Origin of the sequence: Vibrio sp. S17_S38 (genome assembly GCF_014694375.1) — a bacterium.
Classification (GTDB): domain Bacteria; phylum Pseudomonadota; class Gammaproteobacteria; order Enterobacterales; family Vibrionaceae; genus Vibrio.
The window spans coordinates 60,553-85,306 of sequence record NZ_JAAUWW010000006.1; the positions used below are offsets into that span (position 1 = coordinate 60,553).

Consider the following 24,754-nt stretch of genomic DNA (forward strand, 5'->3'; position numbering starts at 1 on the left):
TAACCCTAGAAAATAAGGAAACGTGCAATGAGTATTACTTTAAAAAACATCTTTTTCTGTCAGTTAGTCAAAAATGACCAAGACGAACTGATCATTGAAAACTACCAAACAGAGGCACCAATTAATGCAGGTACCGAGCATATTGTGCATTCGGTTCATAACACCTTTATCAGTAAACCTACCCGTGGTTATGGTGTGTTTAAGCCGGAATCAACTGTTCAATGGGCACTAAGACATAAGCCTAAGTTTGATGAACAAGCCGAGATTTCATCTGTTCGATTACGTGATGAGTTAACTAAATATCCATTTGCTGATACAGGTGTATTGATGTTCGCTCGCTATCAATCATTAGCCACTGAATACATGATGATTACATTAATACCTAAGACTCAAGCGATCGACCTTAGCAACAAACCATCTATCAACCCTATTAGCTACCTAGATATTCAAGGCATCACTTTAGCGGCTCGAATTAACTTAACAGAATATCAAATCAATTCTGAAACTGGCCGTTATGTTCAATTTTTAAAAGGTCGTGCTGGCCGTGGCGTGAGTGATTTCTTCATCGATTTTCTTGGGTTAGAAATTACCCTCGACAAGAAACACCAAAACCAAGTGTTAATGCAAGCGGTTGAGGATTTCGTTAACTCAGGATGGAATAAAGAAGATCATCCCTATGCGCTAAAAGTCGCGAAAGATTGTTGTTTCAATGCAGACAAGAGAGGCGATGAAATCACATTAGAAGAACTTTCTGTTGAGCTTGATGGTACTAGTGAATCAAATTTAAAAGACTACATCATGGACAACGGCTACGAGTTAGCAGATTCCATCCCTGTCGATAAAACAATGATCGAGAAGTTAGTGAAGTTCAAAGGTGCAGGCGGTGGCTTAAACATTTCATTCGACCGCTTATTGCTTGGCGAACGTGTGTTCTACGATGCAGAAACCGACACGCTAACAATCAAAGGCACACCACCAAACCTAAAAGACCAAATCACCCGAGCTTAATTATTACGCCTGCCAGCTGACCACTGGCGGGTTACTTAAACCTTTTTAATTACGTGCAATGAGATAAAAATGATTAATAAAAATGAAATTATCGTGGACAATTTTGCCGGAGGTGGCGGTGCTTCCACTGGTATTGAAATGGCTTTAGGCCGATCAGTCGATATTGCTATCAATCACGATCCTGACGCTATTGACATGCACCGGCTAAACCATCCAGACACAAAACACTATTGCGAATCTGTATGGGATGTTGACCCGATTGAAGCATGCGATGGTCGCCCTGTCGGTTTGGCTTGGTTCTCGCCAGACTGTAAGCACTTTTCAAAAGCGAAAGGCAATCGACCAGTAGATAAAAGTATTCGTGGCCTTGCTTGGGTAGCCGTTCGTTGGGCTGCATTAGTTAAACCGCGAATGTTGATGCTTGAGAATGTTGAAGAGTTTTTGACATGGGGGCCAGTTGTTGAAGTATCACCTGGTAAGTTTAAGCCGTGCCCTGATCGTAAAGGCGAAACCTTTGAGGCATTCATTAAAGCTTTATCAACGGGTTTAGATATCCATCACCCGGCATGGGATGAAATCAAAACGGCTATTGGTGACGAATTCCCGTATGAGCAGCTTGAACGCGGCTTAGGCTACAACATTGAATGGAACGTGCTTCGTGCTTGCGATTATGGTGCTCCGACTATTCGTAAGCGCTTCTTTCTAGTCGCTCGTAACGATGGTGAGGATATTCAATGGCCCCTACCAACGCACGGTGTAAAAGGTTCAGGGTTACTTCCTTATAGAACGGCTGCAGACATCATCGATTGGAGTATTCCGGTTAAGTCTATTTTTGGGCGTAAAAAACCACTAGTGGAAGCAACTATCAAACGCATTGTTAAAGGCTTAGATAAATTTATATTCAATAATGACAATCCGTTTATCGTACCTGAAAAACATGCCCTACCGTTTATTACCGAATACGCCAATTCATCGAATCAAAGAGTTTTTGCGGGAAATGAACCATTACGAACACTAACATCGGCAACCCAAGGCCTAAATTTTGCCGTTGTAACCGCATTCATTGCTAAACATTTTACAGGTGCAAATGGTTCAAGTATGAACGCCCCACTTGCTACCGTAACGCAAGTGGATCACAACGCCTTAGTTACTAGCCACATGGTAAAACTGCGAGGTGACAATATTGGTCATGCAACTGATGAGCCAGTTCACACCATTTCAGCCGGCGGCTTGCATATTGGTGAGGTTCGAGCGTTCTTAATTCAATATTACGGAACGAGCACAGGCCACGAACTAGATCGCCCTCTTGGTACCGTAACCACTAAAGACCGCTTTGGATTAGTCACCATCAAAGGCGAACAATATCAAATTGTCGATATCGGCATGCGTATGCTTGAGCCTCACGAACTATTTGCCGCACAAAGTTTCCCTGATGATTATGTGATCGCACACGACAGCTCAGGTAAGAAGCTTTCAAAAACTAAACAAGTTGCTCGATGTGGCAATGCAGTACCGCCGCTTGTAGCTAAAGCCTTAGTCGAAGCAAACATGAATGTGAACATAGTAGCCGAGCAGGTTGCTGCTTAATGAATGAATACCGCACCTGACCAGTGCGGTTTTGCAAGGAGAAACAATATGAGTGCAATGAGCTATGAACCTCAAATGGCTGTAACAAGCTTTAACTATGTAGCACCCGATTTTTTGGAAAAGGTTCAGCCTAAAAAATCCAAAGTAGACTTAAATAAATATCCTAAATCTTCAAATTCTCTAATGAGCCAAGAAGAGGTATTAGATTATTTTGGCCTCGTCTCTCGCAACACTATTTATATGTGGCGCAAAAAACGAGGATTTCCAAACCCAATTACTTTATGCCCCGCCCGTTGGTTACGTGACGATGTAACAAAATGGCAATCATCCGCAAGTAAAAACTCATAAACATAACTATTAGCGATTGGTATTAATCTGCATATCAATCGCTTCAAACACTTTATTTATATATAAGTTGTACGCTACTTCCTGATCATCTATCCAATCATGTTTATTGTATATCGCAAGCACCCCACCTAAATCATGGCCTAGCATTTTTTCAACAACATGTGGCATTGTGCCTAACTCACTTGCTCCTGTAGAAATTGAGCGTCTAAAATCATGTGCTCGCCAGTGCTCTAATTTAATGGAGTTTCTTATTCTGCGCACAAAACGATTGGCTGCAGAGATTGTGATTGGTTCATCTAAATCCCATCCAGGAAACAATACATCATCATAAGTATTAAATAATCGTTCTAACATTGGTAATACTTTGTCGGGTATCGGTCTGCGGATAATTTTCTTTGTTTTACTAATGCTAGATGGAACTGTCCAGATTTTGGCCTGTAAGTCAAAATGGGCCTTTCTTGCTAAACGTAATTCTGAAATACGATTTCCCCACAGCATTGTTAGTTGATGTAATAACTTATTCGATGTACTGCCTTGGCTTCGCTCGATGGCGATCCAAATTTTTGCCAATTCATTAAAACTTAAAACCCTAGTACCAGGTTCGCTTAACTGACCAACATCTTTTTGTCTTAGCTTTTCGAAGTTAGTTTGATCAACTAAAAATTTACTCTTGCAGAAGTTTAAGCAAGCACGCATTTTTACATACACTGAGTTTGCAGTTTTAGGGTTCTTTTCTGCAATGGTATCTAACCAAAGCATCCACTCCCTTGCGGAAATAGTTTCTACATTTCTATCAGGAAAAGAACCATAGAAATAGTTTTTAGCAACAGATAGATAGAGATCATATGTTCCTACTTTTCTGTACTTTAATTGATGCTCTAACCATAAATTAGTACACTGGTCGACGGTAACAAAGTCTGTATCGCCCGTGATAGCTATTTCTGGGTTTTTACCTTGATCTCGAAGCTCAATCATTAATTTATGAATTCGTCTTGCGTCCTTTAGGGTGATTGTTGGATACTTACCAATTCTGATACGTCTATTTTTTCCATTAAACCGACATCGATACTGAAACGATATCTTCGCTTTAGGTGAAATTTTCGCAATTAAGCCTTCGCCATCATTAAGTTCAGGCGAGCCTTCATATTGGTTCTGCTTCGCAATAGCGCTCAACTGTCGATCAGTAATAGCCACATTGATGTCCTTATATTTTTAGACGCAATACTTTTGTTTTTTAGACACACGTATAGACACAAGTACGAATGTGAAACATCAAACAAGAATATTTCCCTATAAACAAGAAAAGAATAATAAGGCTGAATATACCATGCCACACAAGGCTTTAGAAACAATTCAATGCACAACTGGTGACATCCATGCAAAACAATGAACAGCCAACCTTTTTCTTTTTTGATTATGAAACATGGGGCGTGAGTCCAGCTAAAGACCGACCAAGTCAGTTTGCTGGGGTGCGCACAGATGCCGATTTCAATATCATTGGTGAACCGTTAGTTATTTACTGCCAACCACCAGCAGATTATCTACCTTCTCCCGAAGCGGCTTTAATTACTGGCATTAAGCCTCAATTAACCGTACAAAAAGGTCTACCAGAACCCGAGTTCATTCGACAAATCCATCAAGAATTTGCCAAGCCTAATACCACATCTTTAGGTTATAATAATGTGCGTTTTGATGATGAAGTCACCCGCTACACCCTATATCGTAATTTTTATGATCCATATGCTTGGTCATGGCAAAATGGTAATTCACGATGGGATTTATTGGATGTGATGCGAACTTGTTATGCTTTGCGCCCTGATGGTATCAATTGGCCTGAAAATGAAGATGGCCTGCCGAGTTTCAAACTCGACCGTTTATCCATAGCCAACGGAATAGAACACAGCAACGCCCACGATGCTATGGCCGATGTCATTGCCACTATTGAGCTGGCAAAAAAACTCAAAACGGCGCAGCCTAAATTATTTAATTACTTACTAAATATGCGCCACAAAAACAAACTCAAAGAACTGATTGATATTGTAAACATGACGCCATTAATGCATGTTTCCGGCATGTTTGGTGTTCAACGATCCAATACCAGTTGGGTCGTTCCAGTGGCTTGGCACCCTAGTAATGCCAATGCCGTTATTGTGGTAGATTTAGCAAAAGACCCTACACCTTTATTAGAATTGGACGTTGAGCAACTGCAAAAACGTTTATATACCAAACGCGATGATTTAGCGCCTGATGAACTGCCTGTTCCAATAAAACTAGTTCACCTCAATAAGTGTCCAATTCTAGCACCAGCCAAAACTTTAACCGCTGAAAATGCTACAACCATCGGTATCGACCGTACTCAGTGCCTAACTAATTTAGCTACATTGAAAGCCAACCCTGAGATTCGAGAAAAATTAATCGGTTTATATAGTATTGAACGAGATTATCCTCAAGATGACAATGTCGATACCCAACTTTATTCTGGATTTTTTTCACCTGCTGATAAATCGACCATGGATATTATCCGTGAAACCGAACCAGAAAAATTAGCCGGTTTAGAATTGTCAGTAAAAGATCCTCGCATCGCACCACTGCTATTTCGCTACCGTGCTCGGAACTTCCCTTGGACACTGACAGAACAAGAACAAGAAAAATGGCGTGCACATTGTCGTGAATATTTTGAGTCCAACATTGAAGACTATATATTGAACCTTGAAAACCTTGCTCATGAACATGAAAGCGATAACGCTAAGATGGATGTATTAAAAGCGGTTTACCAATATGTAGAATCAATCGCGTCTTAGTCAGTTATTTATAAAATCATCTAATGACTTACTATTAATTTTATAGGAATTATAAGTGTTTAAGAACATCATGGGATATATCATTTCTTTTACCATCATTATGGTTTGCTTATGGCTCGGAAATGGCATTCAAAGACTATTGTCCCTTTCCATTCCCGGAAGTATTTTCGGTATGCTAATTCTATTTTTGCTTTTGGTGTCTGGGCTAATAAAAGTAGATTGGATAAAACCAAGTTCTCATGCGTTCATCCGCTATATGATTATTTTATTTGTACCAATTAGCGTTGGCTTAATGGAGCACTTCCCTTTACTTATCGACAATGCCCTTTCGATTTTCGCTAGCAGCGTTGGTGCGACAACCTTAGTTTTAGTCTTATTAGCTTTAGGATTACAAAAAATCCTATCTCCTAAATCCAATATTTCTAAAAAGAAAAAGGAATCATAGCCATGTGGTTATTGCTTACTTTTGTGGTTTTCTTTGCCGTCCGTTGGTTTACACGTAAGGTTAAGAGCCCCCTTGCCAATCCTTTGCTATTGAGCATCATTATTATCATCCCGATTTTAATAGTATTAGATGTTCCATATGAAGTTTATTATGCCCAAAATGATTGGATGACTTACTTATTGCAACCCGCGGTTGTTGCTCTCACCTATCCACTTTATGAACAACTTCCACAAATAAAGCAAAACTGGAAGATTATTTTTCTAGCTTGCGGAGTCGGAAGTTGTATGTCGATGCTTTCTGCAGGATTAATAGCGGTCGCTCTACATACCGACCCTACATTAATAGCAAGCTTAATGGGAAAATCCGTAACCACACCTATTGCAATGGAAATAGGACAAAGTCTGGGAGGAGAACCAGCAATTGCGGCTATTTTAGTTTTAATTGTTGGTGTATTTGGATCTGTATTTGCTTATCCAATTTATACATTTTTAGGCGTAACACATCCTATAGCTCGTGGATTAACAATGGGAACGGTATCTCATGCTTTAGGCACGGCGACTTGCGCAGGTAAAAACTCAGAAGATGCAGCCTTTAGTTCTTTAGCCTTAGTCAGCTGTGGCATTATCACATCAATCCTTGCACCACTCTTTTTTACTTTTTGTTTATGGGTTGGTGACTTCATCGGCTAAAACATTACAAATAACACTGCACTATAAATAATATGAACAGACACACAGGAAGCGACTCATGCTTCCTGTTTTGTCTCTACCAAAATGCGATCTTTATCACTTATCAAAATTAAAAATAGCTAACCTGCCGTTAAAATTTGATCGATGTAACGATTAAATGAAATCATGATGTATATAATTCAATAAAGTGTGATCAATAATTAAGAATTGAAAGGAATATAGGATGACAATTCAACACGACGCAGCACACCTTGAGTTACTGCCTCATAACACTCAAATCAAAGTGATTGAATACTTGAACCATTCGAACTTCACAGGTCACTTTACTTGTGAACAATACCAAGATCTCTTAAATGACTCAGGTTTGTCTGATACCGAGTTAAAACTGGCTTTATTACCACTTGCCGCTTCACTCTCTTACTGCTCAATTTCTAATTTTCACGTTGGCGCTATTGCAGAAGGTCTGTCTGGTGCTATTTATTTGGGTGCTAATTTAGAGTTTTCAGGCACTCAACTGGGGCAGACTGTCCATGCTGAACAATCAGCGATTAGTCATGCATGGATGAAAGGCGAAGCTGGGATAAAAAATATAACCATCAATCACACACCCTGTGGTCACTGCCGTCAATTTATGAATGAACTCACCACTGCCGATGAATTAAGCATTCAATTGCCGCAAAGAGCTCCGATGTTACTAAATGACTTATTACCAGAATCTTTTGGCCCCGCGGATCTCAATGAATCAAGCCGTTTAATGGATCAGAGCCAACAAGCTCTCACAAGCCCAGAAGAGACTCCTTTAATGTTAGCGGCAGTATCAGCCTTAAACATGAGCCATGCGCCTTATAGTAAGAATTACAGTGGCGTATCTCTTCAAGTTCAAGACGGTAGTATTTTTAGTGGTAGTTATGCTGAAAATGTTGCATTTAATCCAAGCCTGCCTCCGCTTCAAGTTGCGCTTAATTTATTATTATTGGCAGGACATTCGCTTGATACAATTACATCAGCATGTTTAACCGAGTTATCAACGGGAGTAATTAGCCATTTAGCCGAAACTCAATCTACATTAGAAGCCATCAATCCTGATATCACATTAGGTTACGTCTCTTTATAACGTTTTTTTATTATTAACTGCTTTTTCATTACATAGCCTATTTAACGCCTTATGAATAAATAAATCGTCAAATAGGCTGTTTTTCACACGCATAATATCAATAGCCGTCGTCATATTGCGTAGCATTAAGCCGCCGAGATAATGTTAAGCAAGTCTTTGAAGTTGCAATTAAAATTAAAATAACATATTAGTATCATTGACTCATAAAGTTGTGGATCAAGCGATCGTTTAATCATCTTTTCGAGCCACAAGATCCCAATTACATCAACGCAATTTATTTCTCTATCAGCCACACTTCTTCTGCAAAACGTGACAAACCATTTTGAATTTTAGGGTGCTTGTCATCCGCTTCATCGCGATATAAACGCGTTACTCTCATATCGGAATACAATTGGCAGATTTCAGATTCTGACACACTGAACGGTGGGCCTTGCATCTCACTTTGATCATAATCTAAACCGATCAGCAATATTTTCCCTTTAGGCTTTATTAACGATTGAAGCCGTTCAACATATTGAACACGTAAGGCGGGAGGTAAAGCAATCATAGCTGCGCGATCATAGATAAGATCATAACTTTCAAGCGGTGCCGTAAAAAAATCACCAGCATAAATCGATAGTTCATCAAATTGATATAGTTCATGTTGACTACTTAAGGAAGTCACCATCGGTGTGTATAAATGCTCTGAAAAAAATGATCGCACCGCAATATTACTTAGCTCAACACCAGTAACTGACTGATGCTTAGTCGCAAGCCATACTAAATCTTCACTTTTACCACATAATGGAACTAGTACACTTTGAGCTTGAGTTGGTTTAACTTGAGGCCAAAACTGAGGTAATAATGGATTGACATCGACAAGGTGAAAACCAATTTTATTTTCTGCCCACTTGCTGTGCCAAAACTCTTGATCTTGCATATTTAACCTTATGTATTCTTGATTTACCAAATAGCAAAAAGGCCACCTAAGGTGACCTTTCTTCACTTATAACCAATGTTATTTTTCTATCTTAATATTTTCAACACGGGCTTTAAGTTTCTGGCCAGGTCGGAATGTTACGACTCGACGTGCAGAAATTGGAATGTCTTCACCAGTTTTAGGGTTGCGTCCTGGTCTCTCACTTTTATCACGTAGATCGAAGTTACCAAAACCAGACAATTTAACTTGTTCGCCATTTTCTAGTGCTTTACGAATCTCTTCGAAAAACAATTCCACTGTATCCTTGGCATCACGCTTACTGTAGCCAAGTTTTTCAAACAGGTTTTCAGCCAAATCGGCCTTAGTGAGCGCCATAAAACTATCCCTCATGTGTCACCACATATTTGTGGCTTAATATTGCATTTACATTTCAACAAGCAAAAAAGCTAACTGTAACTTCGAAAGTGTATGCCAAGCTTATGATTTTCGCCAAATTTTTTTAATTTAATATAAGGTAACAGAAGTGATTTGACGTCTAATACAGGTAGTCACCACACCAATAATTAGAGATTTAATCCAATTAAAATAAAAAATAGCTATATAGCTCTAAAATATAACAATATTCATTATTATATTCCGTTTTTTTAATTAAAAGATATCCTAATAAAAATATCTATATTAAGGATGATTTATAGAATAATCACTGTGATTACATAATGTTAAAACAAGATATTGATCATGGTTTCTTCTATGAGTTTTTTACTCTGATGATTCCTTATCACCCAAACAATCAGTATTAACAACACTACCGACGTTAACCAAAATATATAAATGGGCACGACACCTCAAGCTTAAGTGTAGAATGGGCAACTTTAGCGATATACCATCAAAACAATAAGCAAAGAAAAACCAGCTCAATATTTAAGATTGAACTGGTTTGGTTTTTACTCATTACAGTTAGAAAATTATGTTATTTTTTCATTACATATAGATCACGAGTATATCGATTGTGTGAGGCATTAGTTGTGCTATAACCGCCGATGCGTTGTTGTTTCAATACTGATGTTGTATAGAAATATACTGGGATAGCTGGCATATTATTAGCAAAGACTTGCTCTGCATCTTGATAATAATTCAAACGTTCCTTTTCCGATTTAGCCAGCATCGCTTTATCTAGGTCTTTATCATAGTCTGCATTTTTCCAACCACCGTAATTAAGCCCTGTCGAAGCAAAATACGATAGGAATGTCGATGCCTCATTATAATCACCAATCCATGAATACCTTGCCACTGAATAATTTTTCCCTGATAAGGTTTGTAGGAATGTCTTCCATTCTTCATTTTCAATCGTGACATCGATACCTAAATTTTTCTTCCACATAGATGCAACAACAATCGCCAATTTTTTATTTGAGTCATTGGTGTTGTAACTCAGCGTAAACGACAGTGGATTATCTTTGTTGTAGCCGGCCTCTGCTAATAGTTCTTTCGCTTTCTCTATACGACCTTTTTGTGACATTTCAGCCCATTCCAATTTAGGAAGATCAAAATTGGCAACCGCTGGTGGAGTATTGCTAAAGGCAGGGATTTGTCCTTGACCAAGAATCCGTTGTGTTATCACGTCTCTATCAATGGAATAAGCCAAAGCTTTACGAACTCGCGCATCATCAAACGGCTTTTTATGAACATTAAATAAGTAGTAATACGTTCCCAAAGAAGGCATGGTCAACAATTCATTCGGACGTTCTTTTTTAATCGCTTGATATTGCTCTAATGGAAATGAGTTTGTAATGTCGATTTCACCCGTTCGAAAACGATTGTATTCAGTCGTACCATCTTGAATCGGTAAATATGTCACTTTATTAATAACGGTTTCTTTATTGTTCCAATAGGCTTTATTACGATCTAACACTAGTTTTTCATTGATAACCCAATTAGACAGTTTATATGCCCCACTCACGACAATATTCTCTGGGCGAGTCCATTCTTCTTTATACTTTTCAATCACTTTTTCAGGCACGGCAAAGGTGCTTTCATGTGATAACATTTTAATAAAATAAGGAACGGGCTTACTTAACGTAACTTGAAATGTTTTGTCGTCTAATGCTTTTACTCCTAATGAATCAACAGGTTTATCTCCTTTAGTTATTTCATTGGCATTCACGATAGAAGCCATGTTCAAGTACCAAGAATAAGGAGCGCCTGTTTTTGGATCAACAATACGTTTAAAGCTATAAACAAAATCATTCGCGGTGATCGGGTCACCATTAGACCAATTAGCATCCCGTAAATGGAAAGTATAAATTTTTCCATCATCTGAAATATCCCACTTTTTCGCGATGGCAGGAATGATTTTCCCATCTAAATCTTCAGTAACTAAACCATCAAAAAGATCTGCGATAACTCGTGAACTTGAAGTATCTGAAGACATAGATGGATCAAGGGTTGGTACTTCATCACCATTGCCACGGACAATTTCTTGCTTAGCCGCTAATTTCACACCATCTGGGACATGCGCTGCGAAAGTCGGTGCTGAAACACATAAAGCAACAGCGGTTGATAATAATGTTTTTGTCATATTTTGCATCTGATTTCCTTATGATTTCTATCCCTGTCATAACCGAACTTTAGCGTTATGGCTGACAAGAAAACTAGTGATATCACTTCCCCAACTCTTCGTTTGGTGGTGAATAATATCGGCAGAGATTCAACGTCCTAATGAATTCTGTGATCTTTTTATATCGTATTTTTAAATTTAAGGTTGGGAGCTAAATTACAAAAACACGGATAGAATATAAAGTTTTAGCATTGACTTTCAATTACTTAGACTAATTGTCAGCAATAGCGTTATTTTTAAACAAAAAAATCCGCTTTTGAATATACAAAAGCGGATTTTATATTGTCAGAAATAGTTTCTGTACGAGTTAATTAATCTCGTAATGAAGCACCAAATTGCTCACTTAAAGCAGATACAATTGCATCAACAGACGTAGCAATATCAGCATCTTCTAGTGTACGTTCAACCGATTGTAAACTTAATGCGATAGCAAGACTCTTCTTGCCTTCTTCAACGCCTTTACCTTGGTAAACATCAAATAGTTTTGCGCCAGTTAATAGCTCACCACCATGAGTAAGACAAGCATTAACTACATCGCCACTTGCTACAGAGTCATCTACAACTACAGCAATATCACGACGATTTGCAGGGAATTTTGATAAACCAACTGCTTCTGGGATCACGCGAGTATCAATTGCAGACCATTCGATCTCAAAGACAACCGTACGACCATTCAGACCAAACTTACGCTCAAGTTCAGGATGAACAGTACCAATCACGCCTACAACTTTTTCAGTTTCAAGACCAGCATCAACAATGATTGCGGCTGATTGACCAGGATGCAGGGCTGGGTGCTGAAGCGCGACAAAGCTGTAAGCATTATCATTAGCTGATAATTCTAAAACTGCTTCTAAGTCGCCTTTAAGATCAAAGAAATCAACCGTGTTGGTTTCCATATCCCAATGCTCTTCACCACGAGCACCTGAAATAACACCAGCTAACATTGGTTCTTGAAGCATGCCATTTTCAGCCGATTCACATGGAATAAAACGCAAACCGTATTCAAATAAACGAACACGTGGTTGCTGGCGTTTTTGGTTGTGAACAACGGTGTTAAGCAAACCTTGAATTAAGCCTAGGCGCATTGCCGACATTTCAACTGAAATCGGAAATGGCAGAATAAGTGCCTCAACATCAGGAACAATCAGCTTTTGTTGCTCAGGTTCAACAAAGCTATAAGTGATCGCTTCATGAAAACCACGGTCAACCAACAAGTTGCGAACACGTTTAAGTGGCAGAACTGCTTCTTTATGGTCGTTCATATTCAATGCAGCCACTGGCGCTTGATTTGGAATATTGTTGTAACCGTAAATACGGCCAACTTCTTCAACTAAATCTTGCTCAATAGCAATATCAAAACGCCACGTTGGCGCAATAGCAACCCAACCATCAACGGTCGTTTTTACACTCATACCAAGACGCTCTAAGATTTCAGCAACATCTGTATCTTCGATATGGTGACCTAAAAGGCTGTCGAGTTTAGTACGGCGTAATGCCACTTTATTTGGCGTTGGTAAATCTAAATCAGATTCAACTGCAACCACTGGTGCGACTTCACCACCACAAATTTCGACTAATAAGGTTGTTGCACGTTCCATTGCGCTCGCTTGCAGTGCGTAGTCCACCCCACGTTCAAAACGCATAGAAGAATCAGTATGTAAACCGTAGCTACGCGCGCGACCACGAATATGATCAGGAGCAAAGAATGCGCACTCAAACAATACATCTTTTGTTTCACTTCCTGATTCTGTGCTCACTCCAGAACCTTGACCGCCAAAAATCCCCGCGATAGCCAGCGCTTTAGAATGATCGGCAACCACAAGCGTATCAGAATTCAATTTAGCTTCTGTGCCATCAAGCAGAATTAGTTTCTCATCTTGCTCTGCCATACGCACAACAATGCCGCCGTCGATCTTAGACAGATCAAACGCATGCATTGGCTGCCCTTGCTCAAGTAATACAAAGTTAGTGATATCGACCACTGGATCGATAGAACGAATACCACAACGACGCAATTTTTCTTGCATCCAAAGTGGAGTTTCCGCGTTAACGTTAACGTTCTTAATCACACGCCCAAGGTAACGAGGACATGCCACTGGCGCTTTAACTTCAATTGAAACCACATCATTAATACTTGTTGCTGCTTTTTCTGAATTTGGTTCAGTAATGTCTGCGCGGTTTAAAACACCCACTTCACGTGCCATACCACGAATACTGAAACAATCCGCGCGGTTAGCCGTTAAGTCAACGTCGATAGTCACATCATCTAAACCAAGAAACTCGCGGAAATCAGCACCTAGAACCGCACTGTCAGCTAATTCCATAATACCGTCAGATTCGATATCAATACCTAGTTCGCTAAATGAACACAGCATACCGTGTGAAGGCTGACCGCGTAGTTTGGCTTTTTTAATTTTAAAATCGCCAGGTAATACCGCACCAACAGTTGCAACTGCAACCTTGATTCCTAAGCGGCAGTTTGATGCGCCACAAACGATATCTAATAATTCCTCAGTGCCAACATCCACTTTGGTCACGCGCAGTTTATCGGCATCAGGGTGTTGCCCACACTCCACAACTTGACCAACTTTTACGCCAGTGAAGCGGCCAGCAACAGGAAGAACATCGTCAACCTCTAAGCCAGCCATTGTAATTTGGTGTGTTAATTCATCTGTCGTTACCGATGGGTTAACCCACTCACGAAGCCATGATTCGCTAAATTTCATTGTGATTAATCCTTCTCGGTTACTTAAATTGTTTTAGGAAACGAAGATCGTTTTCGAAGAACGCACGTAAATCGTTTACGCCATAACGAAGCATAGTTAAGCGTTCTACGCCCATACCAAATGCAAAGCCCGAGTATTTTTCTGGATCAATGCCAACACTGCGAAGTACATTCGGGTGAACCATGCCACAACCTAATACTTCTAGCCATTTGCCATTTTTTCCCATTACATCCACTTCCGCAGAAGGTTCTGTGAATGGGAAATAAGAAGGACGGAAACGCACTTCCACTTCTTCTTCAAAGAAATTGCATAAGAAATCGTTCAAGATGCCTTTTAGCTGAGCAAAGTTGACGTTTTCATCCACTAACATTCCTTCCACCTGGTGGAACATTGGTGTGTGTGTTTGGTCATAATCATTACGATATACACGACCCGGCGCAATAAAACGAAACGGTGGTTTGCCGTTTTCCATAGTACGGATCTGAACACCAGATGTATGAGTACGCAGCATAAGATCTGGATTAAAGAAGAAAGTATCGTGATCCGTTCTCGCGGGGTGATCTTGTGCAATATTCAAGGCATCAAAGTTATGGAATGCATCTTCAATTTCTGGACCAGCTTGTACATTGAAACCAAGTTCGCCAAAAAATTGCTCAATACGCTCGATAGTGCGAGTGACCGGGTGTAAACCACCATTTTCAATACGACGGCCAGGAAGCGAAATATCTATAGTCTCAGCAGCTAATTTTGCTTCAAGCTCTGCACGTTGTAATGCATCTTTGCGTGCAGCTATGGCTTGCTGAACAACACCTTTTGCTTTATTGATCTCTTGACCAGCTGTTCGGCGCTCTTCTGGTGGCAACTTACCTAAGCTTTGAAGTTGTAGGGTTAAATCGCCCTTTTTACCTAATACCTGTACTCGCACATCTTCAAGCGCGACAACAGAATCAGCGTTATTTATCGCTGCCGTTGCATTGGCAATAATTTGTTCTAATTGCATCGTTTCCTCACCTACCGTTGGGTAGTCCTTTTGGATATCCATAAATGTAAATTGATAACTGATAAGCAGCCATTTTGCTCAACATCTCAGATTAAGAAGCTGTGCAAAATGCAATAATCAATCAACATAATAAAATACTTATAAAAATAGCGTTATATAGTAATGAAACACACACCTAAAGCCAAATTGAAATCACCGTAAATCGCGTTTTATTTCTTCAACTGTTATTCTCTTACCCTATTTAAGTTCGATTTATACTCTTTTTTAGTACACTAACAGCAAATCACATTAACCATTAATATAATAAAACTTGATAGAAGGCTAAAGCCAATCAAAGAAATGTGAATAATAGAAAATCCGAATCAACGAATCTTATTATTGATGATAACGGATCAATTTACTTCACAACTGGTTTAAATATTTATTCTAATAGAATCGCAATACACTTTGAGAAATGAAAACATGAAGAATTAAACTAAATTGAAGAGCGTCGCGGAGTCGAACCGGGCACCTTGAATACGTTGTCTTGCTTGGGCTCTCGATTGGCAAGCAGTGTAGCCAAAGTCAACGACTAGAAATACTCTTTTGTATCGGGCGCTGACCAAATAACCCCCAATGTTGGTTGTCCAACTATTGGGGGTCGTTATTTCTGCCCATGGCTTTTTAAATCATGTATCAATGGCTAGACTAGCTAACCATTTTCACTTTGATTTCATTCAGTAAATCGCCTGTACCATCTAATTTTGAAACTTGACCTGCAAGCGGTGCTGAGAAAAGAATAGGCTTAATTTTCGCAGCTCGTTCTTCATCAAACACAGGTAGCTGACTCATCGCATGTTCAGATAATGCAGTGATAGTTAATGATGGGTTTACCCCTAAGTTACCAGGGATCACAGATGCATCCAGTACACGTAGGTTTTGATAACCAAACACTTCACCGGTTTGATCCACAACACCATTTTCAGTACTAGAACCAATTGGAACACCACTCATGATGTGTGCTGTCATGGGTGCACCAGTAATAATTTCAGACAATGAAGATCCCGCTTCACCACCAAGCTTTTTCGCATAAGTATCTGTTGCTTTTTCTGCTGATGGAAAAGAAACCGTTAATGGAGTATCACCTGGCTTCTGAACATAAGTCACACCTTTTCTAAAACCGTTATACCAACTACGATTCCATTCAAAATGCAAGAAAGCTTCTGATTTTTGCATCACTAGCATGACGAGTGAATTTTTAGCTTTACCAATTGGCTTCCATACTCTAAACGTTTTAATTGGGTGTAAAATAGTGTTTTTCAACATCTTACCAATACGAGTCCAACCTTCGCCACTCACAAGTGGAACATAGGGTAGATACCACCAAGTACCATCAGAACCTTCGCCAAAACGAGTGACTTCTAAGTTCGTACTTTCATCAATTGAAGCAAATGAACTAATACATACACCGTCACAGATATCCACATTCATGTTGTTTGCTGTGATCAAAGTTTCAGAGTTAGTACGAACTTTCTTACCTAGAATTTGCGAGATATTTGGCAACGTTTTTTCACCATCACGCATACGAAGTAATAAAGGAATAGTACCCATTACACCAGCAGAAACGACAACACCGCGAGTGCGTATAGTATAAGTACGAGAGCCTTTTACTCCGGTATCTTTAACTGTAATGAGGTAACCTTCGCTGCCATCTTCTTTGCCAATCGTCTCAATTTTCGTAACTTGAGATTCCGCACGAATTTCAACGCCATTACGTTCAGCAAAGAACAAGTAGTTCTTCATTAAAGTATTTTTTGCGTTTTCACGACAACCAACTGAACAGTTTGCACATAATTTACAAGTGCCACGCTCAGGACCGTCACCATTGAAATATGGGTCTGAGAAAGTCTTGCCTTGCTCTTTTTCTTCACCTTGAGGAAAAAATACGCCAGTGTTTACTGTTTTGAATGTATCACCGTAACCACATTCCTCTGCAATTTCACGCAGCGCATCATCCGCAGCATTAGTATATTCATTATGAGTTGTGCCCAACATACGCTGTGCTAATGAATAATATGGGGCTAAAACATCTTTCCAATCAGAACGAGTTTTCGTCCAAGATGGCGAATTAAAAACTTCATCATCAGGGATCATGTGCACATTTGCATACACTTGTGAACCACCACCTACACCAGCGCCATGGATGATAGTCACTTTTGGTGTCATAGTGAATTGGGTAACCCCTTTCCAACCTAACGATGGCATCCAGATGTAGTTTTTACGGTCCATACTAGTTTTAGCAAACTCATCATCACGACGACGTTTACCTTTTTCTAAAACCAATACACGGTGACCTTTTTCACTCAAACGTAATGCACTCACCGAACCACCAAAACCAGAACCGATGATTACTTGATCAAAATCGAATGTTTTATCGCCCATAACATTGCCTCACTTAAATTCCATAGCGTTTAATTATTATTTTATTTGTTATTTAATCTTCGCTAAAAGATTCAATACCTTTGTTGCAAAGTCACCGTAAGGTGGCGCTAAAAATTTCATAAACGAAAAGCTTGCTTGATAGAATACTGGACGCAGTTTAGAGAACGTCGTGAAACCTTCATAACCATGGTAATGACCCATACCACTGCCACCAACACCACCGAATGGTAGATCATGCTGACCTACGTGGAACATGGCATCATTCACACATACACCACCAGACATAACCGAACCGATATATCGATTTACAAGCGCTTTGTTATTACTAAATGGATAAAAAGCAAGTGGTCGATCACGAGCAACAATATAGTCAATTACTTCATCTGGAGTCTTATAGGTTTTCACCATCAAGATTGGACCAAAAGTTTCACGTAGGGCGATGATAGAATCATCCGGCGCATCAAAAATATAAGTCAATGGGAGCTTACGAGTGCTCGCGTTCGCTTCCTGATCACACATATTCATAACTGTCGCACCGCGCTCTTCCGCATCAACCAGAGTTTCCGATAAGCGCACAAATGCATCATCACTAATGATCGAGGTATAATCAATGTGATGAATATCAGGACAATGAGCAGAAATCCAAGCTTTTGATTTTTCAATAAACTCTTCTTTTTGATCTTCATGTACAAATACATAATCAACATTGACACAAATCTGACCGGCATTAAAACGCTTCACAAACAAAATACGTTCTATTGCCTTTTTCATTGAATAATTAGGATCAATAATTGCTGGCGATTTACCACCTAACTCTAATGTTACCGGAGTCAAGTTTTCAGCACATGCAGCCATTACTTTACGGCCAGTCGCACCAGAACCTGTGAAGGACAAGTGGTCAAAAGGAAGCTTTGAAAATTCAATCCCTACCGTTCCTGTTTCTACAAAGAACTGTAACTTATCCTCTGTAAAATATTTTGGTGTCAACTCTTGCAATAACTTAGTTAGCTGAACAGAGTTTTCAGACATTTTTACCATTGCACGGTTACCGGCAGCAAAAGCACCAGATAAGCCTGCAAAACTTAAGTTAATAGGAAAGTTCCAAGGAACAAGAAAACCAATCACACCTAATGCTTGAGGGATAACACGGTTCTTAGCACCAAAGTACATAGTATGGTCGACTGAGCGTTTTTGAACCTTCATCCATTTTTTCAAATGCTTGATAGTTGAAGATATATCATCGGCAACGGTAATGATTTCAGCAAACATAGTCTCGTGATGAGAACGGTTACCGTAATCTCTGCTAATCGCATCAGAAATAGCATCACGGTTTTCCATTAAAAGACGCTTAAGATTTTTTAAATGGACTTTGCGTTCTTCATAGGTTTCTTGCCCATGTTGAATAAAGGCTTTTCTTTGTGTTGCTAAAGCTTGCTGTAACATCTCGCGAACTGATTCTGAATCTGTCGTGATGTTATTTACTGTTTGGCTCATCGCTGCTACCTCAATAATGATATGTCACTCAACATGGATGAATGTTAAGTTTATTTTTCTCTTGCTCGTTGTAAGCAACCAACAATCCGTTACAAATTAATGTTTTTAAATATGCACAAAATGAACTTTCGTTGATTTTGCGCAAGTATATTTGATTTTTGGAGACACTCACTTGATTATTTGAGACACTCGTACATAATTTATTACCTTTTGTTCACAACATTTATAGAGAATCATCGATATGAGCTGTTTTATTCGTGCGAGTTGCTTAGAAGGTTATGAGGTGGTTGTAGAAAAATACGGCTATAATTCAGATGAGCTCCTTAGAAGCGCTCAAATTTCCCCCGCTCAATTACACGACCCTGACAGCTTTATTTATTATGAATATTTCATCACAGCCTTAGAACTGGCTCAAAGAACGACAAATAACGATACGGTTTGCTTTGAGCTTGGGTTACATCAAAGCATCCATAAAATGAGTTTAATAAAAAACTACATTTGCCAACAACAAACTATTTTGGACGCCCTTTTTGTATTAAATAAATATATTCATTTGTATGCAGAAGGCTTTACGCTTGCCATTACTAACGAAGGTGAATTTTGTCGAATTCAATTTAATCATCTTAATCATGATTACTTCACTGCACAAAAGGCCCAATTTTCCTTATCGGCTTATTTCAACATTTTCAGTGAATTACTGGGGCAAAAAACCACGTTGCACCATGCGGAGCTCAAACAAAACTCTCCTAAGTGTAGTGTTAAACCTATAGAGCAGCATATTGGTTGTACGATTGCCTTTAACGCCAAAGAAGATGCTATTTTTATTGCACGAAAACTATTGATGAAAAAACCGTCCAATTTTGTAAGGAGTTATCCGCAACCTTTATCTCAGTCCCTAGTATTAACACCGAAGGATAGTTTAAATCAGCGTCAATTCATTCGGCAGACAATTAAAAGCTTACTTGCTACAGGCGATTGTAATAAAAGTAACATTGCACTATGTATGAATATCCATCCTAAAAAACTGCAACGCTTACTTACTGAACATCGCACTAGCTTTCGGCAAGTGTTATTAGACGTTCGCCAAAAAGAAGCACTTTTGTTACTCGCAAAACCAGACTTATCCCTAACGATGATTGCTCTTAAGTTAGGTTATTCTGAATTAGCAGTATTTAGTCGAAACTTTAAAAGTTGGTATGACAAAAACCCAACCCAATGGAGAGAGGAAAATCAATTAAAGCTAGCTACTGCTGAGCCAATAAATTAAGGCTGCCACTTCACTTTCATTTTGATAATCGCAGTAGACTCGAAATCATGACCCATGTCCATTAATGGCATTCATTTCGTCTAAAATAGTTAAGGTTTGGCTGGTTAAAGGAGAACATGCAATTGAAGTGAGCCTTGTATACTGTTGAGATGCTCTAATGAATGAATACTTTTTTTAGCCATTGATCGATGCTAACACCTTATGAACACTGGCTTTTAGACATAAAAAAAGACGCCCCAAGACGTCTTTTTTTATGGATTTGGAGGCGCCTCCCGGAGTCGAACCGAGGTACACGGATTTGCAATCCGCTGCATAGCCACTCTGCCAAGGCGCCATTCAATTGAAAAATACTGTACTGCTGCTTATATATTATAAATTAAAAAACCCTAACATTACTGTTAGGGTTTTTTAATTTGGAGCGACACACGAGGCTCGAACTCGTGACCTCAACCTTGGCAAGGTTGCGCTCTACCAGCTGAGCTAGTGTCGCGATGCTGTATTACTACAGGCTTTAATAGATGGTGCCCCGGGCCGGACTTGAACCGGCACAGCGCGAACGCCGAGGGATTTTAAATCCCTTGTGTCTACCAATTCCACCACCAGGGCACGCAATTCTTTATTGCGATGCACCTAACCGAAAAGTTAGAACACCATCTGATACCAAATCATTTCTAAAAATAAACTTAATATCGCAAATTTTGGAGCGACACACGAGGCTCGAACTCGTGACCTCGACCTTGGCAAGGTCGCGCTCTACCAGCTGAGCTAGTGTCGCAATGTAATCATAAGATAATTGGAGGCGCCTCCCGGAGTCGAACCGAGGTACACGGATTTGCAATCCGCTGCATAGCCACTCTGCCAAGGCGCCTTACCTTGTAGAAAAAACATCAACACTGCCATATAAACTTGCGTTGAGTTCCTCTTGGGTACGGGGTGGCATTTTACGGATTCCGACAACCACGTCAACACTATTTTTAAATTTTTAAATCGTTTGGATGCTTTATAATCAAAAACCGTTGATTTGGTCAAATTTCTAGCAAAAACGTGATGTTATAGATTAAAAAACCTTAAATAAAAAAGCCTTACACAATGGTAAGGCTCGTTTATTTGAAAATGTATTTATAAATGACTTATTTTTTCTCGTCTTGCTCACCAGCGAGTAGATCGCCCTTTGCTGCTTTAAGATATTGGATCATAGACCAATATGTTAAGGCTGTTGCAATATAAAGCGCAGCATAACCAACCCAAACCATCCAATCATCATAGCGCCATATCAATACCCACAGAGCAAACATTTGGCTCAACGTTTTCCATTTGCCAATCCAAGACACAGCAACACTCGCACGTTTACCTATTTCGGCCATCCACTCTCGTAATGCTGAAATGATAATTTCTCGTGCAATCATAGTCGCGGCGGGAATTGTGATCCAAATAGTGTGGTAGTGCTCAGCAATGAGAAGAAGCGCTACCGCTACCATAACTTTATCCGCTACCGGATCAAGAAAAGCACCAAAACGAGAAGTTTGACCCAGTTTACGAGCTAATACGCCATCTAACCAATCAGTAAAACCTGCGACCCAAAAAACCATGGCGGCGGCAAAAGGCGCCCAAGTAAACGGAAGGTAAAAAATAACCACGAACACTGGAATCAAGGCCAGTCGAAGTAACGTTAAAATATTAGGTATCGTAAATCGCATAATTACGGACTCTTGGTGGGGACAAGTTAATGTTGCTTTAAAAGCATTATGGTTTCAATGCCTGATGTATGATTTCTGCTAAAGATTTACTGATCCCAGGGACTTTGCTTATTTCTTCTACAGTTGCACGTTTTAATTCCTGTATGCCACCCATGTATTTTAACAAAGCTTGCCTGCGTTTAGGTCCAACGCCTTCAATACCTTCTAAACTACTCGTTCTACGGGTTTTACCTCGTTTGGCTCGATGACCACTAATGGCATGATTATGACTTTCATCTCGAATGTGTTGAATCAAATGCAGCGCAGGCGCGTCACTTGGTAAATTAAACTCTTCACCATTCACTTTTATTAATGTTTCTAAACCTGGTTTTCGAGTCACACCTTTTGCAATACCAATCAACTCGGGCCTTTTAGGCCAATCTGACCAATATTGTTGAAGAATATCATGAGCTCGATTTAGCTGTCCTTTACCACCATCAATAAAAATAATATCAGGAATTTTTTCTATTTGGTGTACATCGGTATATTGCTGTTTCGAATAACGTCTATCAAGTACCTGAGCCATAGCCGCATAATCATCACCACCTGTAATACCTTCAATATTATAACGGCGATAATCTTGCTTAACAGGCCCTTCTCGGTTGAACACGACACAAGATGCAATCGTGCTTTCTCCCATTGTATGACTAATATCAAAACATTCCATACGCTCAATACGTTGTAACTTAAACTCTTTCTCTAATGCCTTTACTCGTTGGTTAACCGTCATCTTATGACTAATTTTCGCCGTTAAAGCACTTAAGGCATTAGTATTGGAAAGTTTAAGATAGCGTTCACGTATTCCACGAGGATTGGTATGAAACTGAACCTTGTGACCCGACAATTGGACAAGGGCCTCTTGTAAGCTAGAAGCCTCATCAAACAAGGTGTTATCAAACAATTCACCACTCATCGTAATACGATTTGGGATGGTAGATGCTTCATTATGACTTAAATAATATTGACTTAAAAAACTCGAAAACACTTCTTTATCATCAGTATTAGCCGGAATTTTAGGGAAGTGGCTGCGACTGCCAAGCACTTTCCCTTGCCTTATCATTAATAAGTGAACACAGGCAAGACCATTTTCTTTAGCAAATCCAATCACATCCATATCTTCAAGTGAGTCGTCTGAAACGAATTGTTGCTCTTGTACACGGCGAATCGCTTGAATTTGATCTCGGTATTTTGCGGCTTGTTCAAATTGTAAAGCTTGGCTTGCTTGTTCCATTTTAGCGATCAAGGCATTAAGTACTTGGTCATCTTTGCCCTGTAAGAAAAGACGAACATAATTGACACTTTCGGCATATTCTTCATCGCTTACTAAGCCTTCAACACAAGGCCCCGAACAACGATCAATTTGATACATCAAACAAGGCCTTGTTCTATTTGCATAAACGCTGTCTTCACATTGACGTACCGGAATGATTTTTTGCAATAAGTGCAAAGTTTCCCGTACCGCCCCCGCATCAGGATAAGGGCCAAAATATTCACCTTTTCGCCGTTTTACACCACGATGATAAGCAAGTCTTGGGTGCTTATGTTTTGAAATTAGAACATAGGGATAAGATTTATCATCTCTCAACAAGACATTATATTTAGGTAAATATTGCTTGATATAATTGTGTTCGAGGATCAATGCTTCCGTTTCAGTATGAGTAACCGTAACATCAATTTTTTGGATATGACTAACAAGCGCCTTCGTTTTTTCGTTATCAACATTTCTACGAAAATAACTTGAAAGGCGCTTATTTAAATTTTTAGCTTTACCAACATAGATAACATCATCCATGGCGTTATACATGCGATAAACACCAGGCTGATCGGAAACAGTCGATAAAAAAGCTGCTGAATCAAAACCCTCCGACACTATAGAGTCTCGGTAGTGATCATTCCGTAACGGATCGCAAGATGTGTTAATTCAACATCACCACCAATATCTAACTTACTAAATAAGCGATAACGATAACTGTTCACCGTTTTTGGGCTTAAGTTTAGTTGCTCAGAAATATCCGTGACTTTTTGCCCTTTCGTGATCATCAGCATGATTTGTAATTCACGCTCAGACAGCTCTTTAAAAGGGTTATCTGATGATGCGGAAAATTGGCTCAGTGCCATCTGTTGCGCGATCTCAGGTGAAATATAGCGCTGTCCGCTGTGCACCATACGAATTGCATTAACCATTTCATCTGGCGCAGCCCCTTTGGTTAGATAACCAGAAGCCCCCGCTTGCATAACTTTGGTTGGAAAAGGATTTTCAGTATGAATCGTCAACACAATAATTTTAATATCCGGATTAAATCTTAATATTTTTTTGGTTGCTTCCAAGCCACCAATGCCCGGCATATTCATATCCATTAAAATAACATCCGCGTGATTAGCACGGCACCATTTTACAGAATCTTCACCACTGTCAGCTTCCCCTACTACTTTCATTCCACGGACGTCTTCAATAATACGTCGAATCCCTGTGCGAACCAGTTCGTGATCATCTACAAGGAAAACATTTATCACTCTTGTATCTCCACGCTTGGATTATCGCCATCATGCTTTACTAACCATCATCATTGATTAAACATCGG

At 39.5% G+C, this 24,754-nt stretch carries 19 protein-coding genes and 5 tRNA genes; 8 read left to right on the plus strand and 16 right to left on the minus strand.

Annotated elements, in window-relative coordinates:
- Positions 1–27 precede the first annotated feature (27 nt).
- From HC725_RS06440 to HC725_RS06450, 3 genes are all read left to right on the plus strand, one after another.
- A complete protein-coding gene (locus HC725_RS06440) occupies positions 28–1,008 on the plus strand; it encodes a nucleoid-associated protein (RefSeq protein WP_190331004.1) in 981 nt (326 codons plus the stop codon).
- Between the two features lie 69 nt (positions 1,009–1,077).
- Positions 1,078–2,595: a DNA cytosine methyltransferase gene (locus HC725_RS06445; RefSeq protein WP_190331005.1), complete on the plus strand. Its 1,518-nt coding sequence runs from the start codon at positions 1,078–1,080 to the stop codon at positions 2,593–2,595.
- Between the two features lie 3 nt (positions 2,596–2,598).
- A complete protein-coding gene (locus HC725_RS06450) occupies positions 2,599–2,943 on the plus strand; it encodes a helix-turn-helix transcriptional regulator (RefSeq protein ID WP_190331006.1) in 345 nt (114 codons plus the stop codon).
- A gap of 9 nt (positions 2,944–2,952) precedes the next feature.
- On the opposite strand, the gene HC725_RS16850 is transcribed toward HC725_RS06450, so the two are convergent.
- Positions 2,953–4,137: a tyrosine-type recombinase/integrase gene (locus tag HC725_RS16850; protein WP_190331007.1), complete on the minus strand. Its 1,185-nt coding sequence runs from the start codon at positions 4,135–4,137 to the stop codon at positions 2,953–2,955.
- Positions 4,138–4,319: 182 nt separating this feature from the next.
- Between HC725_RS16850 and sbcB the strand changes: the two genes are divergently transcribed.
- The 4 genes from sbcB (at position 4,320) to cdd (ending at position 7,992) form a co-directional block, all read left to right on the plus strand.
- A complete protein-coding gene (gene sbcB / locus HC725_RS06460) occupies positions 4,320–5,744 on the plus strand; it encodes an exodeoxyribonuclease I (RefSeq protein WP_190331008.1) in 1,425 nt (474 codons plus the stop codon).
- A 70-nt stretch (positions 5,745–5,814) separates the two neighbouring features.
- Positions 5,815–6,189, plus strand: coding sequence for a CidA/LrgA family protein (locus tag HC725_RS06465; protein ID WP_194687889.1), 375 nt, complete (start codon positions 5,815–5,817; stop codon positions 6,187–6,189).
- 2 nt (positions 6,190–6,191) lie between these two features.
- A complete protein-coding gene (locus tag HC725_RS06470; RefSeq protein ID WP_190331010.1) occupies positions 6,192–6,878 on the plus strand; it encodes a CidB/LrgB family autolysis modulator in 687 nt (228 codons plus the stop codon).
- Between the two features lie 223 nt (positions 6,879–7,101).
- A complete protein-coding gene (gene cdd / locus HC725_RS06475) occupies positions 7,102–7,992 on the plus strand; it encodes a cytidine deaminase (protein ID WP_190331011.1) in 891 nt (296 codons plus the stop codon).
- 274 nt (positions 7,993–8,266) lie between these two features.
- Here the strand turns inward: cdd and HC725_RS06480 are convergent, their stop codons facing one another.
- The 7 genes from HC725_RS06480 to HC725_RS06510 form a co-directional block, all read right to left on the minus strand.
- Positions 8,267–8,911 (minus strand): thiopurine S-methyltransferase, encoded by a 645-nt coding sequence (locus tag HC725_RS06480; RefSeq protein WP_190331012.1) that lies wholly within the window; start codon positions 8,909–8,911, stop codon positions 8,267–8,269.
- A 78-nt stretch (positions 8,912–8,989) separates the two neighbouring features.
- Positions 8,990–9,286, minus strand: coding sequence for an integration host factor subunit alpha (ihfA, locus tag HC725_RS06485; RefSeq protein WP_190331013.1), 297 nt, complete (start codon positions 9,284–9,286; stop codon positions 8,990–8,992).
- Positions 9,287–9,881: 595 nt separating this feature from the next.
- Entirely contained in the window at positions 9,882–11,498 is a 1,617-nt protein-coding gene (locus HC725_RS06490) for a peptide ABC transporter substrate-binding protein (protein ID WP_190331014.1), read from the minus strand.
- 341 nt (positions 11,499–11,839) lie between these two features.
- Complete coding sequence (gene pheT / locus HC725_RS06495; protein ID WP_190331015.1) at positions 11,840–14,254, minus strand: phenylalanine--tRNA ligase subunit beta; 2,415 nt, start codon at positions 14,252–14,254, stop codon at positions 11,840–11,842.
- A 19-nt stretch (positions 14,255–14,273) separates the two neighbouring features.
- Positions 14,274–15,254: a phenylalanine--tRNA ligase subunit alpha gene (pheS, locus tag HC725_RS06500; protein ID WP_190331016.1), complete on the minus strand. Its 981-nt coding sequence runs from the start codon at positions 15,252–15,254 to the stop codon at positions 14,274–14,276.
- Between the two features lie 687 nt (positions 15,255–15,941).
- Entirely contained in the window at positions 15,942–17,675 is a 1,734-nt protein-coding gene (locus HC725_RS06505; protein ID WP_190331017.1) for a GMC oxidoreductase, read from the minus strand.
- A 48-nt stretch (positions 17,676–17,723) separates the two neighbouring features.
- Positions 17,724–19,169 carry a coniferyl aldehyde dehydrogenase gene (locus tag HC725_RS06510; RefSeq protein ID WP_190331018.1) on the minus strand — a complete coding sequence of 482 codons (1,446 nt, stop codon included), beginning with the start codon at positions 19,167–19,169 and terminating at the stop codon, positions 17,724–17,726.
- Positions 19,170–19,452: 283 nt separating this feature from the next.
- Here HC725_RS06510 and HC725_RS06515 point away from each other — a divergent pair, with 283 nt between their 5' ends.
- Positions 19,453–20,436, plus strand: coding sequence for an AraC family transcriptional regulator ligand-binding domain-containing protein (locus HC725_RS06515; RefSeq protein WP_190331019.1), 984 nt, complete (start codon positions 19,453–19,455; stop codon positions 20,434–20,436).
- A gap of 260 nt (positions 20,437–20,696) precedes the next feature.
- On the opposite strand, the gene HC725_RS06520 is transcribed toward HC725_RS06515, so the two are convergent.
- From HC725_RS06520 to uvrY, 8 genes are all read right to left on the minus strand, one after another.
- Positions 20,697–20,770, minus strand: a tRNA-Cys gene (locus HC725_RS06520).
- A gap of 80 nt (positions 20,771–20,850) precedes the next feature.
- Positions 20,851–20,926 (minus strand) — tRNA-Gly (locus HC725_RS06525).
- Between the two features lie 29 nt (positions 20,927–20,955).
- Positions 20,956–21,042: transfer RNA gene (locus tag HC725_RS06530), tRNA-Leu, on the minus strand.
- Between the two features lie 93 nt (positions 21,043–21,135).
- Positions 21,136–21,211: transfer RNA gene (locus HC725_RS06535), tRNA-Gly, on the minus strand.
- A 19-nt stretch (positions 21,212–21,230) separates the two neighbouring features.
- Positions 21,231–21,304: transfer RNA gene (locus tag HC725_RS06540), tRNA-Cys, on the minus strand.
- Positions 21,305–21,566: 262 nt separating this feature from the next.
- Positions 21,567–22,133: a CDP-diacylglycerol--glycerol-3-phosphate 3-phosphatidyltransferase gene (gene pgsA / locus HC725_RS06545; protein WP_190331020.1), complete on the minus strand. Its 567-nt coding sequence runs from the start codon at positions 22,131–22,133 to the stop codon at positions 21,567–21,569.
- 46 nt (positions 22,134–22,179) lie between these two features.
- On the minus strand, positions 22,180–24,042 hold the full coding sequence (gene uvrC, locus HC725_RS06550) for an excinuclease ABC subunit UvrC (protein ID WP_190331021.1): 1,863 nt from the start codon (positions 24,040–24,042) through the stop codon (positions 22,180–22,182).
- Positions 24,042–24,686, minus strand: a complete 645-nt coding sequence (uvrY, locus tag HC725_RS06555) for a UvrY/SirA/GacA family response regulator transcription factor (RefSeq protein ID WP_190331022.1) — start codon at positions 24,684–24,686, stop codon at positions 24,042–24,044. Before uvrY ends, uvrC begins: the two co-directional genes overlap by 1 nt.
- Positions 24,687–24,754: the final 68 nt, after the last annotated feature.